The organism is Mycobacterium senriense, from assembly GCF_019668465.1.
In the GTDB taxonomy this organism is placed as follows: Bacteria; Actinomycetota; Actinomycetes; order Mycobacteriales; family Mycobacteriaceae; genus Mycobacterium; species Mycobacterium senriense.
The window spans coordinates 4,224,916-4,239,625 of the sequence record NZ_AP024828.1 but is presented as its reverse complement, the minus strand read 5'-3'; the positions used below and the strand labels follow the sequence as shown (position 1 = coordinate 4,239,625).

Genomic DNA, 14,710 nt, shown 5'->3' with positions numbered 1-14,710 from the left:
GCCTTAAGGTGGGCGGGTGCTCGACTACATCCGCGACGCGGCGGAGATCTATCGCCAGTCGTTCGCGACGATCCGCGCCGAAGCCGACCTGGCGCGATTCCCCGCCGACGTGGCACAGGTGGTCGTCCGGTTGATCCACACCTGCGGCCAGGTCGACGTCGCCGAGCATGTCGCGTTCACCGACGACGTCGTCGACCGTGTCGGCGCGGCCCTGCGCGGCGGCGCTCCCGTGCTGTGCGATTCGTCGATGGTGGCCGCCGGGATCACCGCCGCACGGCTGCCGGCCGACAACCAGGTGGTGTCCCTGGTGGCCGATCCGCGGGCGGCCGAACTGGCCGCACGCCGGCAGACCACGCGCTCGGCGGCCGGAGTTGAGCTGTGGGCGGACCGGCTGCCCGGCGCGGTGCTGGCGATCGGCAATGCCCCGACCGCGCTGTTCCGGCTGCTCGAACTGATCGACGACGGGCTCGCCCCGCCGGCCGGCGTGCTGGGCGGGCCGGTGGGTTTCGTCGGGTCGGCGCAGTCCAAACAGGAGCTCATCGACGACCCGCGCGGCACCTCGTATCTGGTGGTCCGGGGACGCCGCGGCGGCAGTGCCATGGCAGCCGCCGCCGTCAACGCGATCGCGAGCGACCGCGAATGACCAACCGGGGCGTCCTGTGGGGCGTCGGGTTGGGGCCCGGTGACCCGGAATTGGTGACCGTCAAGGCCGCCCGGGTGATCGGCGAGGCCGACGTCGTGGCCTATCACAGCGCCCGGCACGGCCGCAGCATCGCGCGCGGTATCGCCGAACCCTATCTGCGGCCCGGCCAGATCGAAGAGCACCTGGTCTACCCCGTGACCACCGAGACGACCGATCATCCCGGCGGCTATGCCGGTGCGATCGAGGACTTCTACGTCGAGGCCACCGGGCGCATCGCGGCGCACCTCGACGCCGGTCGCAACGTGGCCCTGCTGGCCGAGGGCGATCCGCTGTTCTACAGCTCGTACATGCACCTGCACACCCGGCTGACGGAGCGGTTCGACGCCGTCATCGTGCCCGGCGTGACGTCGGTGAGCGCCGCCTCGGCGGCCATCGCGACACCCTTGGTGGCCGGCGACGAGGTGCTGTCGGTGCTGCCGGGCACCTTGCCGGTCGAAGAGCTGACCCGTCGGCTCGCCGACACCGACGCCGCCGTCGTGCTCAAGCTTGGACGTTCGTATCACGCTGTGCGGGAAGCCCTTTCGGCATCAGGACAGCTTGACGACGCGTTCTACGTGGAGCGGGCCAGCACCACCACGCAACGCATCCTGCCCGCCGCCGACGTTGACGAGGCCGGCGTCCCGTACTTCTCGCTGGCCATCCTGCCGGGCGGGCAGCGCGGCCGACACAAGCCCGCGGCCGGCAGCGTCACGGTGGTGGGACTGGGTCCCGGCGACCTGGACTGGATGACGCCGCAGACCCGCCGCGAGCTGGCCACGGCGACCGACCTGATCGGCTATGGCGGCTACCTGGACCGCGTCCCGGCTCACGACGGCCAGCAACGTCACCCCAGCGACAACCGCGACGAGCCTGAACGGGCCCGGCTGGCCTGCGCGCTGGCCGAGCAGGGCCGCGCCGTGGCGGTGGTGTCCTCGGGTGACCCGGGTGTTTTCGCGATGGCGACCGCGGTGCTGGAAGAGGCCAAAGAATGGCCGGGTGTGCAGGTCCGGGTGATTCCCGCGATGACCGCCGCCCAGGCGGTGGCCAGCCGCGTCGGTGCCCCGTTGGGGCACGACTACGCGGTGATCTCGCTGTCCGACCGCCTGAAGCCGTGGGAGGTGATCGCCACGCGGCTGCAGGCCGCCGCGGCCGCCGACCTGGTGCTGGCCATCTACAACCCGGCCTCCAAGACGCGAACCTGGCAGGTCGGCGCGATGCGCGACATCTTGCTCTCCCACCGCGAACCCGGCACCCCGGTGGTGATCGGCCGCAACGTCTCCGGCCCCGACGAAGACGTCCGCGTGGTCAGGCTGGCCGATCTCAATCCCGGCGAGATCGACATGCGGTGCCTGCTGATCGTCGGGTCGTCGCAAACCCAGTGGTACTCACACGATTCCACCGACCGCGTCTTTACGCCACGGCGCTACCAGGGCTAGTCGCGGTCCCAGGTACTCGGCATCATCGGCGCAGTGGGGCCGTCGCTCAACCCGTCACGGGTCAACGTCGCCAACCCAGCGGCCCGCGCGGCATCGGATTTGGCTGCGGCACCGGCGAACCCGAGCGGTCCCGCGCTGTCCGCGGAAGGGCTTGCGGCATAGGCATCTTCGGCGTCACCGCTTGGACCGACACCTTCGTCCATGTCCATGAATTCATACCGGTACGCGCGCTCGGTCGCGGTGCCGCCACGGCGACGGCGGGCGCGAGCCTTCTTCTTGGCCGCCGAGGCTGCGGCCGCGGCCTCGGGCGCGTCGAGGTCGTCGGACGACGGTTCCTTCGACTTACGACGTGACCGGCTGCTGGCGCTGCCGCGCGCCGACAGTCCCGAAAGCCCCACCGCATAAAGGGCGTTGGACAGGTTCGCTCCGATTCCGTCGGTCGCGGTCGGACCGAAACCGACCCCGGGTCCCCCACCGACCGGTCCGCCGCCGGTCGAACCGGCGACCGTCGTCGCGGGAGCGGTGGACGGTGTCGGCACGTGGCTCGCGCTGGCCGGCGCGGTCGCGATCGTTGGCGCCGGAGCGGCCACCGGTGCGGGCGCCGCCGCGGCGGCGGGCACCGGCGGAGCCGCCGAGAGCGGGACCGCGACGCTGATCGCGGTGACCGCGGCCGCCGCACCGCCCGCCGCGGCCGCGCCGATGGCGGCAACGACAACCGGCGCGAGAACCACCGCCATCTGGATCGCGGCCTGCATGAAGGGCCAGAAGATCATCAGGGTGTGGAAGATGGCCCAGCCGAGCGCGCTGGAAAGGGCCGGCGAGAAGCCCAATTGGCTGAAGAACGACGCGAGCCCATTGACGAACGGCGCAGGCGGAAACGGCCACCCGCCGGGGTTGAGTTCCTTGGACACCGGCCAGGCGAAATTCTGGGTGTACTGCTGCAGCCACTGCGTGAGCTGGTCCTGCCACGACGGGTAGGTCTGGGTAGCCGTCGTCGCCTGCTGCTGGGCACTCGAGGTATCCGCATTGTTCAGGTTGGAGCCGGAATTCGCCGCCGGGGCCACCGCGGCCGCCTGTACCGCGGCGACGCCGGCGGTGCCCGCCTCCGCACCCGGCACGACGATCGTCGGCGCGGGCGTCGTCGCGGGGACCGCAGCGAGCGCGGATGCGCTGACGGCCTGGTAGGTGGTCATCGTCGTGGCGGCCTGCACCCACATCCGCGCGTAGTCGGCCTCGTTGACGGCGATGGGAATGGTGTTGACCCCGAAGAAGTTCGTGGCGACCAGCGCCCCGTGCACTGCGTGATTGGCTGCGAGTTCGCCGAGCGTCGGCATGGCGGCCAGGGCCGCGGTGTAGGCGGTAGCCGCGGTCTCGTGCAGGCTCGCCGCCGCCGTGCTCTTGGCCGCGCTCTCCAGCAGCCAGGCCTGGTAAGGGGCGTGTGCGGCCACGTACTGGTCCGCGCTGGGTCCGTCCCACGAACCCGCCTGCACGGCACCCAAAACTCCGCTGAGCTCGGCTGCCGCGGTCGCATAGTCGGTGCTCAGCGACGACCATGCGGTTGCAGCGGCCAGCAGCGGCCCGGGGCCGGGGCCGCTGCTGAGCAACGTCGAGTGCACTTCGGGCGGAAACGCGATCCAGATCGGGGCGGTCATCGTCGGGTGCCTTCAGGCAAGAGCACGAATACCTCTTCGGTGAATTTCGGTGAATCTTGGGATGGGCTGGGCGATGCGTTCGATCAGATGTCGGTCGCCGGCGCGAATAAGTTCCCGGCGATTTCGTCGGGCGCCAAATTGCGCGAGTCTTTGCGCGCGGCCGGGCCATGCGCAACGATGCAGGGATGCGGTGTGAGATTGCGCGCGAAGCGCTGTCGGCTCGACTGGACGGCGAGCGCCCACAGGTGCTCGCGCAGCAGGTCGACGCCCACCTCGAATCCTGCCGCAGCTGCCGCTCCTGGCTGATCGGGGCGGCGGTGCAGACGCGCCGGCTGGCCTCGGTGACTCCCGGCGACGGACCGGATCTGGTCGAGAAGATCATGGCCAGCATCGGCGAACAGCCCACCGGCCACCCGGCCCGGATGCGTTGGTTGCGGTCGCACTACCGGCGGTGGGGCCTGATCGCCGTCGGCCTTTTCCAGGTGGCGATCGCCGCCGCCCAAATCAGCGGAATCGATTTCGGCATGGTGTCCGGCCACATGCACGGCGCGATGTCCGGCGAGCACCTGATGCACGAGTCGACGGCCTGGTTGCTGGCGCTGGGTCTGGCCATGATCGCCGCCGGCGTGTGGCCCGCCTCCGCTTCGGGGGTGGCCGCGATCACCGGTGTCTATTCCCTTGCGCTGCTGGGTTATGTGATCGTCGACGCCTTCGACGGCGAAGTCACCGCGACCCGCATCGCCAGCCACATGCCCCTGTTGTTGGGCTTGGCGTTCGCCTTGCTGGTGGCGCGGGAACGGGTGGGCTCGCACCGACGGCGCGGCTCCGATGCCTCGGACGACGCCGACTTTCCCACCTGGGCGGCGGACTCACCCAGTGGCCGGCGGCGCGGGCATCTGCGGCCCATCAACCATGCCGCCCTCGACCCCACCGCGTGCTCTACGACGAGCCGTCGTAGAATCGGAAAACTCGCACAACAAAGGTGGTTGGGCATGACCGCGCTGAGCGACGACGAGGCCGTAACCGAGCTCGCGTTGTCAGCCGCACGCGGAAACTCCCGAGCGCTCGAGTCGTTCATCAAGGCCACCCAGCAAGACGTGTGGCGGTTCGTTGCCTATCTGTCGGATACGGGCAACGCCGACGATCTGACCCAAGAAACTTTCCTGCGCGCCATCGGCGCGATCGAGCGGTTCTCTGGGCGCTCAAGCGCGCGGACCTGGCTGCTGTCGATTGCGCGCCGCGTCGTGGCCGACCACATCCGGCACCTGCAATCGCGTCCCCGCGCCGCCGTGGGCGCCGATCCCGAACACGTAGTGCGCGGGGACCGGCACGCCCGCGGATTCGAGGACCTGGTCGAGGTGACGACGATGATCGCCAACCTCAATGCCGAACAGCGCGAAGCGCTTTTGCTCACCCAGCTGCTCGGCCTGCCCTACGCGGACGCCGCCGCGGTCTGCGGCTGCCCGGTGGGCACCATCCGCTCACGCGTGGCGCGCGCCCGCGACGCGCTGCTGGCCGATGGCGAGCGCGGCCACCTAACCGGCTAGCGCGCCAACCCATTCGGCGGCCTCGGCCACCGTGCCGACGGTCAACACCCGGGCGGGCAGCGGCGGCCGCGCCACCATGACCACCGGAACGTCCAGCGCCGCCGCGGCATCCAGCTTCGCGCGGGTCATGTCCCCGCCGCTGTTCTTGGTGACCAGGGCGTCGATGCGGTGGTCGCGCAACAGCGCGAACTCGTCGTCGTAGCCGTACGGTCCGCGGGACAGCAGCACCCGGTGATGGCGTGGCAGCGCGGACGCGTCGGGGTCGGTGACCGCCCGGATCAGGAACCACGCATCGCTGCCGGCGAAGGCCCGCACGCCCGAGCGTCCAGTGGTGAGAAACACCCGCGAATAGCCTTGCCGGGCCACGGTTTCAGCGGCGTCAGCGTCCGACTCGACGACGATGGCGGCGGCTGGATCCCACGCCGGGCGGGCCAGGATCAGGTGAGGGATCCGCAAGTCGGTGCACGCTGCGGCGGCATGCGCCGTCATGGTCGCCGCGAACGGGTGGGTGGCGTCGACGACGGCGTCGATGCGTTCGTCTTGCAGCCATCGTCGTAATCCGTCGACGCCACCGAAGCCGCCGATGCGCACCGGGCCGACCGGTAGGGCCGGATCCGGAACCCGACCGGCCAGGGAGCTGACGATGTCGACGCGCGGGTGCAGGGCTTTCGCCAGCGCGCGCGCCTCGCCGGTGCCGCCGAGCAGCAGGACGCGCATCAATGTCTGCTCCCCCGGGCACGCTCGGTCGAATACAGGTAGCTGTCGGTGAATCCGCCAGCGGTCAGTGCGTCGCCGACGACGATGACGGCGGTCTTGGTGATGTTCGCCCGATGCATCTGCCCGGCGATGTCCGCCAGCGTGCCGCGCAGCACCGTCTCTTGCGGCCAGCTCGCGAATGCCACGACGGCTGCCGGCGTTTCGGATTGATAGCCGCCTTCGAGAAGCTGCGGGACGATGGCGTCGATCTGGGCTGCGGCCAGGTGCAGGACGAGGGTCCCGCCGGATTGGGCCAGGGTCTTCAGGTCTTCGCCGGGGGGCATCGCCGTCGACAGGGTTGCCACCCGGCTCAGCGTCACGGTCTGCGCCACACCGGGAACGGTGAGCTCGCGCTTCAGCGCGGCCGCCGCGGCGGCGAAAGCCGGTACGCCAGGCACGATTTCGTAATCGATGCTGAGGGAGTCGAGCCTCCGGCATTGCTCGGCCAGCGCGCTGTAGAGCGACGGATCACCGGAATGCAGCCGCGCCACGTCCAGGCCGGCGGCGTGCGCGTCGCTCAGCTCGCCGATGATCTGCTTCAACGTCAGCGGGCCGGTGTCAATCACTTTCGCGTCTGCCGGGCACAACGCCAGCAGATCTTCGGGCATGATCGAGCCGGCATACAGGCACACCCGGCAGGATTGCAGGAGCCGCTGGCCGCGCACGGTGATGAGGTCGGCCGCTCCCGGTCCCGCGCCGATGAAATACACCGTCACTTGGTCACCGCCCACTGGGTGACGGGGTACTGCGGGCGCCAGCCGGTGAAGGCTCCCAGCGGCTCGCTGTGATAGTGCTGGAAGCGTCGCAGCTGACCACCCAGGCGCTGATACGCTTGCGCCAGAACGGCTTCGGACTCGGTGGTGACCACGTTGGCGACGAGTCGCCCGCCGGCGGGCAGGTTGGCCCAGCAGGCGTCGAACAGGCCGGGTTGGGTCAGTCCGCCGCCGACGAAGATCGCCGACGGTGGCTCGGCGCCTGCGAACGCGCCGGGGGCCTCGCCTCGCACATCGATGCAGACCCCGAAGGCCGCGGCATTGACTTCGAGATTGCGCCGGCGTTCTTCGTTGCTTTCGAATGCCACTGCGCTGCAACCGCTTTTACCAAGACACCACTCCACGCTGATGCTGCCCGAGCCCGCGCCGACGTCCCACAGTCGCTCCCCTGGGCGCGGCGCCAGGGCGGCCAGCGTCACCGCACGGATACCCTGTTTGGTGATCTGCCCGTCGTGGGTGAAGGCACCGTCAGGCAGGGGTGCCACACGTTCGTCTGGCAAATACCGCACGGCAATCACGTTGAGGTCGTCCAAGTTTCGATCGTCGACCCAACCGCGGGCGGTGCCATCGCGGCGGTGCTCGTCCGGGGCGCCGAGTCGTTCGAGAACGGTGAATTCCGAATCGCCACGGCCATGCGCGGTGAGCAGTGCGGCGAGCTGCGTTGGTGTGGAGCTGCTTTGCGACAGCACAATCGCCTGGCCGCCGCGGCGCACCGCGGTGTGAGTGGGCGCGGTGACCAGGCTGATCACCTCGGTGTCGTGGACGTTCCAGCCCATCCGCGCGCACGCCAGCGTCACCGACGACACGTGCGGCAGGACCCTGACGTTGTCGCGGCCGTGCAGGCGGATCAGGGTGCCCCCGACGCCGTGCAGCAGCGGATCGCCGCTGGCCACCACGTGCACATCACCCGGGTGTTCGTCGAGCAGCGTTTGCAGGGCGGGCAACATCGGCGACGGCCACTGCCGCCGGGGCGCGCGCACCGTGTCGTCGAGCAGGTCGAGCTGCCGCTTGGAGCCGTATATTATTGCGGCCCTGCGGAGTTCGGCGCGCGGCGCCTCGCCGAGTCCGGCCATGCCGTCGGCGCCGATTCCGACCACGATGATCATCGCGGCATCCTGCGCCAGACGAATTGTGGCAGCAATCGCATCACCGCCGCCACGGGGCCCAGCGCCCACGGGATCCACACGGTGCGGCGACCCTTCGCCAGCGCACGCGCGGTCGCGGCGGCCACCTGCGCGGGCGTGCTGGGCAGCGGTGCGGGCGACATGCCTTCGGTCATGCGGCCGACGACGAATCCGGGCCGGGCGATCAGCAGCCGGACCCCGGTGCCGTGCAGCGCGTCGGCCAGGCCGCTGGCGAAGCCGTCCAGGCCGGCCTTGGCCGAGCCGTAGACGTAGTTGGCGCGGCGCACGCGCGCGCCTGCGATCGAGGAGAACACCACCAGCCGGCCTGTGCCCACTTTGCGCATGGCCGCGGCCAGATGGGTGAGCAGGCTGACCTGGGCGAGGTAGTCGGTGTGGACGACGGCGACCGCGTGCGCGGCGTCGGCTTCGGCGCGGGCCTGATCGCCCAGGATGCCGAACGCCAGCACCGCGGTGCCGATGGGACCATGGTCGGCGAGGATCGAGGCGACCAGCGGGCCGTGCGAGGCCAGGTCGTCGGCGTCGAATTCCCTGGTGTCGACCGCCGTGGCGCCCGCGGCTTTGAGCGTGTTGACCTGCTCAGCGAGCTGATCGGCCCGGCGGGCGGCCAGCACGACCGTCGCGCCCGGCGCGAGGAGTCGCGCCAGCTCGATCCCGATCTCGCTGCGGCCGCCCAGGATTAGTACTGGACCTGCGCCCGTGTCGTCCACGGCTGCGATTATCACCTGCGCTAGCGTGAGCGGTGATGGCGAATACCACTACCAGGCTCACCGACGACGCGTTGGCGTTTCTGTCGGAACGCCATCTGGCCATGCTGACCACGCTGCGAGCCGACAATTCACCGCACGTGGTGGCGGTCGGTTTCACCTTCGACCCCAAGACCCACATCGCTCGGGTCATCACCACCGGGGGTTCGCAGAAGGCGGTCAACGCCGATCGGGGCGGACTGGCCGTGCTCAGCCAGGTCGACGGCGCGCGGTGGCTGTCGCTGGAGGGCCGGTCCAAGGTCAACAACGACGCCGACGCGGTGCGTGACGCCGAGCTGCGTTACGCGCAGCGCTATCGCACGCCGCGACCCAACCCGCGACGCGTGGTCATCGAGGTTCAGATCGAGCGGGTGCTGGGGTCGTCAGATCTTCTGGACCGGGGCGAGTAGGTTAAGCCCGGGTTAGCTCGCTCCAGACGGCTCTGAAGTCCAAAAGCTCGGCCATCAGCGATCTTTCCTTCGGGGGTCATACTCGGTACCCGAAATGTCGTCCCAGAACTTTGGCGAGATCTCTGTCGGCCGGTCTTCCTCGGCAACAGCGTCTATCTTCTCCTGAAACTCGTCGAGAAGTTGCCGCGCACGCGCAAGCTTTTCCGGGCTTGGCGGAGGGACGCCTGCCTCCTCTCTGGTCAAGAAGATCTTTCCCGCAATCTCCCTCACTATTTAAACCTCCTTGAAACGTTGATTAGATTGTTCACTAGTCTTCTACCATGTCGATAATTGTTCGACCGGTCCGCGGATCGGTAGTCCTTCTTAAGACTAGAAATCTCGTATTCGCAGGAAACAGAATCTCTTGCTCTGCGGGGAACATTGAAAACGCGGAAACATCGCGGCCGGTAAAAGACACAATTCGGAACTCAACATTTCCAGCGAACGCGGACGACTGCGCTACGACTGGATCTCTTGTTGTGCTGAGAAAGGCTTTTTCTACGATGTATTCGCCCGGCCGATACTGGGCAAGCACTTCAGCCGGCAGGTTGGTACCACGCACGACGGAGCCCTCGAACGGCGGAAGTTTGCTTAATGCAGCTTTTAATGCTTCGACTCGAGCAATTTGAGACGCGTCCAAAGCTTCGCTCCTTAACGCCTCGTTCAGGTCTGCATAACTCATGCCAGTGTAGTCACCGAGTGCCTTCAAATGTTCTGGGCTCAGCGGGTCATCTGGGCTCAGCGGGTCATCTGGGCTCAGAGGATGGTCGCCGTTGTCGGGACTGTCATCCTGGCCGTGCTTGTCACCGGGATTGGCATCGTCGGGTGGCACTTTCGGTTCGGGCGGATCGCCCCGCCCAGGCTTTGGAGAGCCATTTAGCGGTGGCTTCGCCTCACCGGCAGGAGAGTCGGCGTCACCTGGCAAATGCGCGTTGCGACCCGGCGCCGGCATTTCGGTCGGGCTACCGCTCGGCGGTGCCGAATAGAGCCCCGGTTTGGCTGACCGGACAGGTTGCAACGCGGGCGGAGCGGCGGGTGCCGACTCGACGGGTGGCTCGCTATGCGGTGTTGTCGCACGACCAGGCACATATTCGGCCACATGGGGAATCGCGGACGGCGCTCTTTCTCCTGCTGTGTCGGCTAAGGGCGTAAGAGGTGGACCGGCGGGCACGCCAGCTGGCTCATGTGGGCGTTCGCTCGGCACCTGCCCTGGCTCACGCGGTTCGCTTTGTGGCACCGGCTCATGCGGACTACCCGGCGACACCGGCTCATGCCTGCCCTCCGCCGGTACCGATGCTGGTTCATGCGCGCCCCCTGCTGGCGCAAACTCGTGCGGAGCTTCCGCTGGCACTGACACCGGCTCCCGCGGCCCTTCCGCCGGCACGGAGGAGGGCTCATGCGGACCACCGGCCGGCACCGGCGCCGGCTCATGAGGACCGGCGGCTGGCACCGGTTCATGCGGGCTGCCAGGAACTGCCGGTGCCGACGGAGGAGCGGGCGCCGGTTCGTGCGGCCCGCCCGGGAGGCTTGGGCTTGGGGCCTCCGGAGGTCTAGCCCCCTGCGCGGTCGCCGGCGCGTGGGGCGCACCCGTTGCGCCATCGGGCGGACGGGGCGCCGATTCAACCGGCGCCTCCGGCAATTTTCCTGGCGGCAAGCTCACGGGGCTGCCACTCGGCGGCGCATCGCCTTTCGGCAGGTCTCCGCCGAGATTTTCGAGGTTTTTGGATAAATCGCTGCCGCTTTTGGCGATGCCAGGCAACGCACCACCGGCGCCTTCCGCCTCGGCGGCCGCTCCTTTGGCGCCCTGAAGTACCTCTTCGCCCTCAGTGAGCTCCCCGGTCGCCTCAGCGCCGCCCGCTGCCTCCGCAGCTTTCCCGCCAGCCTTCGCTGCCCCACCCCCGCCGGCCATGGTTGCAAGATCGAAGCCGATCTCACCGAGCCCGACCGCGGGCCGGTCGGAGGTCAAATCGTCCCAGTGGGAAAGGCCCTTCACGAGGCCGAGATCGGTTTTTGCCGCGCCGCCTGGGTCGAATAGCGCGTACGCCGGGATCGATTGAACCGCAGTCTTATCCAGCGCTGCCCAGCTGGCCGCGGCCCCTTTCGGGTCGAAGGCAAAGCGACTCGGATCAAGTTGATCTTCGAGTTCCACAGCGCCAACCGCCCCTTTGAAGACGCCTTCTCCGAAATCGGACCAAGCATCGAAGTAGCCCGCTGTCACACTCCCGACGTCGTCGCCGAAGAATTCGACCAACTGGCCTTCCATCAAGCTCTGCCCCCGAACCACCAGGCGATCAATGATCTGCATTCCGGTTTTCAGGACTTGTTCGCGTGCATGGGCTTCACGCTTCATGTTGTGAAGTACGCCATTGATGTCGTTGGCGATCTTTTCGAGCTCATCGAGCGCATCGCCTTCGAAGATCAATATCGCGTCGTGGACCAGATCGGTTAGGGACCCCAACCGTTTCAACAGATCCCGAATCTTGTTCTGGGCGTCGTCCACCTCGTCCGCGAACTTGTCCAAGGTATCGGCCACCTTGTCGCATTGCTCGCCCAACTTGGCCATCGTGGCGGCGAGTAGGGCCAGATCGTGCTGGACCAACTCGCCTTCCGGTATCTGCTGCCCGGCGATTACCGACTTAGGGCCGTCGAGACCGGCTTGCACCCCGCTTAGCGTCGCGCCGAGTCCGCGCCAACAACCCGCGGCCGCGTGCATTCCCACCGCGTTGCCGTTCGGCCACACGTCGTCAAGCAGCGATTCAACGACGCCCCACAGCAGTGGTCGGGCCACGCCCAGACCCATCACGCCCGGCGCACTGGGAGGCGCGACTTTCGTGGGTGGCCCCGGCGATGGCAGGGCATGGCTGCCGCCACCTACTTTCGAGGCCGCCTCCGCCCGTGAGTAGTTTGACGCACAAAGTTGAATCTTGGCCCCAAGTTTCCGGCAAGCATTGATCCCGGCAGCTACCCCGGTCAACAATGACCGAGCCGCGTTCTGATAGTTCAGCGCAAATACCATTCCAGCGGAATCCTGGCCACTATTGATTCCGAATCCAGCCGACAATGGGCCCAGGGCAGTGGCAATGCCGTCGCTAGTGACGCTCACACCGGTGCCGGCGACAAACATCGCCTCCGGATCGACAGCCAAGGGAGCCACGTGCGGAATTTTCGCTCAGGTCCGCCCGTCGCCGCTATTCACCCAAAGATCGCTTCGCCAAGCTAGCCACGATCACCCAGCACGACAACTCATTCGCCAACATTCGCCGTCAACGTGATGCGATGCCGCCCAGGCGACACCGTGACGGTCGGCCCGGCCGGTTCCCCATCGAGCTGCACATCAACCGCCGCAGGCAAGCCACCGAGCGTGATCTGGGCGGCGACATCGGTGGACACCGTGATGGTCGACTTCGGCAACGAGGCCAGCCCGGCGCGCGCGATGTCGACCCTCAGACCGGCAACCCCCTTGAGGCGCAACGTCAGGTACGGCAGCGAGCCGACGGGGCGTCCCACTTGCCAGTCCAGCTCGCTGTACAGCCCGGGCGTTGGCTCAAACCCTGGTATGACGCCGCGATGGTGCCGAATGGTGTGCGCGGGATCCGGCCGCGCGTACGAGCGCGCGTCGACTTCGGCGACGGCCCCACGCCGCGCGGTCACCTCGGGATCGGCGCTCAGCTCCGACAACCACCACACCTGGTGGGGCCCGATACCCAGATCGGCGCGCACCAGTTGCGGATACCAAGCGAACGTGATGTGTCCCGGATCCGCTTGGCGCACAGCGGTTCCCATGTGCGAGATCGGATCCTCGAACTTGTCCTGGAACACCCAGGCGATGTGATCCTCCAGCGGGTAAACACTGAACCGGTGCCGGTAGCCCAGCCGGTCCAACTCGAGCACCTGCTCGGCGGCCGAGGCAAACGGCACCAGTTCGTCGAGCAGCCCGTGGGCGATGACGTACGGCAGCCATCGCGCGTTCCCCAGCAGCTTCCAGGTGTCGCCCTCCCGGGCACAGGGTGAGTCCAGATCAAGGTCGGCGGGAATGTCGACGTGGGGCAGCAGGCGCACGCCGCACGCCGGCGGCCCCGCCAGCACCACCGCCTGCGAGAACACCTGCGGGTAACTCAGCCCCAACTTGTAGGTCGCATACCCGCCCATCGAATAGCCGGAGATCACAGTGCGATTGGGATCGGTGCCCAGTTGTTCGGCAACCCGCGCCCATACTTCCCAGACGTCGAGTTCACCGGTGTCGAAGTACCAGGTGGACGGCCCCCGGGCCAACGGCGTGACCACCACCGAGTCGCGGCCCTCGCACACTTCGTGCAGCAGCCGCGGGTCGATCGCGGCGAACTGGCTCTGCCCGAGCGAAAGGGAGTGCAGCAGCAAGGTCAGCGGCAGCGAGCGACCCGGCGCATAGCTTGACGGCAGGCAGATCGAATACGGCTGCACCCGACCGAGGAATTGCGGTTTGGTGCTCAAGATGTCGTTGGCGGCCCAACCTTGTTCCAGGCCCTGGCCGAGTTCGACCGACGACACGTACCACCGGGTCGACGGGCCGGTGATCACCGGCTCGGGAGCGGTTTCGCGGGCCGCCAGCCGGGCCCACGGCACCGTCAGCGCGAACTCGGAGACGTCGCCATGTGTCAGGGCGCCGGCCTGGGCGGCATCCGACCAGAAGTTCAGGTGCGGCGGCTCCTGCTCATTGGTGCGAAAGGCCGCGTTGTAGACGTTGGGTTGCCCGGGTAGCGCACCGTGCAGGGCGGACACGTCGGCGAACCCGTCCCCCGCCGCGTTGGCCAACCCCGCGGCCAGGCGGACCGTCCAGCTCCCCGTCGGCTCCGCCAGCGACCGCGGGACCTGCGCCACGAACGACCGCGACTGCATGTCGACGCTGTGTTCGACCGGCGTCCTGACCTGAGTGGCCAGATCGATCAGCGAGGCACCGCTTCCCGTGACCAGCAAGGCCGTGTCGATGCCCTTCGAGCGCACGCCGGCTCCGGCGGGCCAGTCTTCGGGCGCGGTTCGGGTGGGGCCCGTGTCAAAGGTGAACAGCGCGACGGGAATTGCGGCATCCAGCAGGGTGTTCCAGTCGATCCGCCACCAGGTGTGGGTCTCAGTGAGCCCGATGGCGACGCGGAAGATGTCGGCGCCGTTGCCGGCCGCGGGCCCATCGGGATAGATGTAGGTTCCGCGCGGCGGCGCCTGAATTTTCAGGTCGCCGATCGGGATGCCGGTCGCGCCGTGGTCGTCGTAGAGGAAGTCGGTCCAAAACAGGGCACCGCCGGCCAAGCGTCCGGCGCCGCACGTGCGCGGGAACTCCTCACCGAACGGCCATCCCGCGGGCGCGGGAAGCTGCGGCTCGGGGCGCCGAGCGGCCGGCGGCACACCCTCGGGCATCCCGTCGACCACGATGAGCTCAGCCGGCGGCGCGGGCGTGGGTGCCGGAGCCGGTGCGGTGGGGTGCAAGACCGCGTGGGCGACGTGACGTGCAATGCGAATCGGGAGCAGCGAGAGATTCAGGATTGACACCATCCCC

General features: G+C 68.3%; 12 protein-coding genes and 1 pseudogene. 5 read left to right on the top strand and 8 right to left on the bottom strand.

Going from position 1 to position 14,710, the window contains the following annotated elements; translation table 11 throughout:
- Positions 1-16: 16 nt before the first annotated feature.
- The gene (locus MTY59_RS19920; protein ID WP_221042672.1) at positions 17-643 is read left to right on the top strand and encodes a precorrin-8X methylmutase; all 627 of its coding nucleotides are present in this window, start codon (positions 17-19) and stop codon (positions 641-643) included.
- Entirely contained in the window at positions 640-2,118 is a 1,479-nt protein-coding gene (locus MTY59_RS19915) for a precorrin-2 C(20)-methyltransferase (RefSeq protein ID WP_221042671.1), read from the top strand. The genes MTY59_RS19920 and MTY59_RS19915 overlap by 4 nt, the downstream gene beginning before the upstream one ends.
- Here the strand turns inward: MTY59_RS19915 and MTY59_RS19910 are convergent.
- Positions 2,115-3,770, bottom strand: coding sequence for a PPE domain-containing protein (locus MTY59_RS19910; protein ID WP_221042670.1), 1,656 nt, complete (start codon positions 3,768-3,770; stop codon positions 2,115-2,117). The two genes, MTY59_RS19915 and MTY59_RS19910, sit on opposite strands and share 4 nt — an antisense overlap.
- A gap of 167 nt (positions 3,771-3,937) precedes the next feature.
- Between MTY59_RS19910 and MTY59_RS27725 the strand changes: the two are divergent.
- Together MTY59_RS27725 and sigC are read left to right on the top strand one after the other, a co-directional pair.
- Positions 3,938-4,648 (top strand): annotated as a pseudogene (locus MTY59_RS27725) (DUF2275 domain-containing protein); the annotation flags it as partial.
- A gap of 114 nt (positions 4,649-4,762) precedes the next feature.
- Positions 4,763-5,317: an RNA polymerase sigma factor SigC gene (gene sigC / locus MTY59_RS27450; RefSeq protein WP_250160885.1), complete on the top strand. Its 555-nt coding sequence runs from the start codon at positions 4,763-4,765 to the stop codon at positions 5,315-5,317.
- On the opposite strand, the gene MTY59_RS19900 is transcribed toward sigC, so the two are convergent.
- Genes MTY59_RS19900 through dprE2 form a run of 4 tightly spaced genes read right to left on the bottom strand, consistent with a single transcriptional unit; the run spans position 5,306 to position 8,698 of the window.
- On the bottom strand, positions 5,306-6,034 hold the full coding sequence (locus MTY59_RS19900) for a cobalt-precorrin-6A reductase (protein ID WP_221042668.1): 729 nt from the start codon (positions 6,032-6,034) through the stop codon (positions 5,306-5,308). The two genes, sigC and MTY59_RS19900, sit on opposite strands and share 12 nt — an antisense overlap.
- Positions 6,034-6,789: a precorrin-4 C(11)-methyltransferase gene (gene cobM, locus MTY59_RS19895; RefSeq protein ID WP_221042667.1), complete on the bottom strand. Its 756-nt coding sequence runs from the start codon at positions 6,787-6,789 to the stop codon at positions 6,034-6,036. Before cobM ends, MTY59_RS19900 begins: the two co-directional genes overlap by 1 nt.
- Positions 6,786-7,952, bottom strand: coding sequence for a precorrin-6y C5,15-methyltransferase (decarboxylating) subunit CbiE (gene cbiE / locus MTY59_RS19890; protein ID WP_221042666.1), 1,167 nt, complete (start codon positions 7,950-7,952; stop codon positions 6,786-6,788). Before cbiE ends, cobM begins: the two co-directional genes overlap by 4 nt.
- On the bottom strand, positions 7,949-8,698 hold the full coding sequence (dprE2, locus tag MTY59_RS19885) for a decaprenylphospho-beta-D-erythro-pentofuranosid-2-ulose 2-reductase (RefSeq protein ID WP_221042665.1): 750 nt from the start codon (positions 8,696-8,698) through the stop codon (positions 7,949-7,951). Before dprE2 ends, cbiE begins: the two co-directional genes overlap by 4 nt.
- Before the next feature lie 35 nt (positions 8,699-8,733).
- On the opposite strand from dprE2, the gene MTY59_RS19880 reads away from it, so the two are divergent.
- Entirely contained in the window at positions 8,734-9,144 is a 411-nt protein-coding gene (locus MTY59_RS19880; protein ID WP_221042664.1) for a F420-dependent biliverdin reductase, read from the top strand.
- 54 nt (positions 9,145-9,198) lie between these two features.
- Here MTY59_RS19880 and MTY59_RS19875 read toward each other — a convergent pair whose 3' ends face one another.
- From MTY59_RS19875 to MTY59_RS19865, 3 genes are all read right to left on the bottom strand, one after another.
- Positions 9,199-9,414 carry a hypothetical protein gene (locus MTY59_RS19875; RefSeq protein ID WP_250160605.1) on the bottom strand — a complete coding sequence of 72 codons (216 nt, stop codon included), beginning with the start codon at positions 9,412-9,414 and terminating at the stop codon, positions 9,199-9,201.
- Between the two features lie 37 nt (positions 9,415-9,451).
- The gene (locus MTY59_RS19870; RefSeq protein ID WP_221042663.1) at positions 9,452-12,337 is read right to left on the bottom strand and encodes an ADP-ribosyltransferase; all 2,886 of its coding nucleotides are present in this window, start codon (positions 12,335-12,337) and stop codon (positions 9,452-9,454) included.
- An 89-nt stretch (positions 12,338-12,426) separates the two neighbouring features.
- Positions 12,427-14,706 (bottom strand): alpha/beta hydrolase-fold protein, encoded by a 2,280-nt coding sequence (locus tag MTY59_RS19865; protein WP_415822590.1) that lies wholly within the window; start codon positions 14,704-14,706, stop codon positions 12,427-12,429.
- Positions 14,707-14,710: the final 4 nt, after the last annotated feature.

Excerpts from the sequence above, each read along its gene's own strand:
- MTY59_RS19915 (WP_221042671.1), top strand. The coding sequence starts at position 640 with ATGACCAACCGGGGCGTCCTGTGGGGCGTCGGGTTGGGGCCCGGTGAC.
- MTY59_RS19910 (WP_221042670.1), bottom strand. The coding sequence starts at position 3,770 with ATGACCGCCCCGATCTGGATCGCGTTTCCGCCCGAAGTGCACTCGACG.
- sigC (WP_250160885.1), top strand. The coding sequence starts at position 4,763 with ATGACCGCGCTGAGCGACGACGAGGCCGTAACCGAGCTCGCGTTGTCA.
- MTY59_RS19900 (WP_221042668.1), bottom strand. The coding sequence starts at position 6,034 with ATGCGCGTCCTGCTGCTCGGCGGCACCGGCGAGGCGCGCGCGCTGGCG.
- cbiE (WP_221042666.1), bottom strand. The coding sequence starts at position 7,952 with ATGATCATCGTGGTCGGAATCGGCGCCGACGGCATGGCCGGACTCGGC.
- MTY59_RS19880 (WP_221042664.1), top strand. The coding sequence starts at position 8,734 with ATGGCGAATACCACTACCAGGCTCACCGACGACGCGTTGGCGTTTCTG.
- MTY59_RS19865 (WP_415822590.1), bottom strand. The coding sequence starts at position 14,706 with ATGGTGTCAATCCTGAATCTCTCGCTGCTCCCGATTCGCATTGCACGT.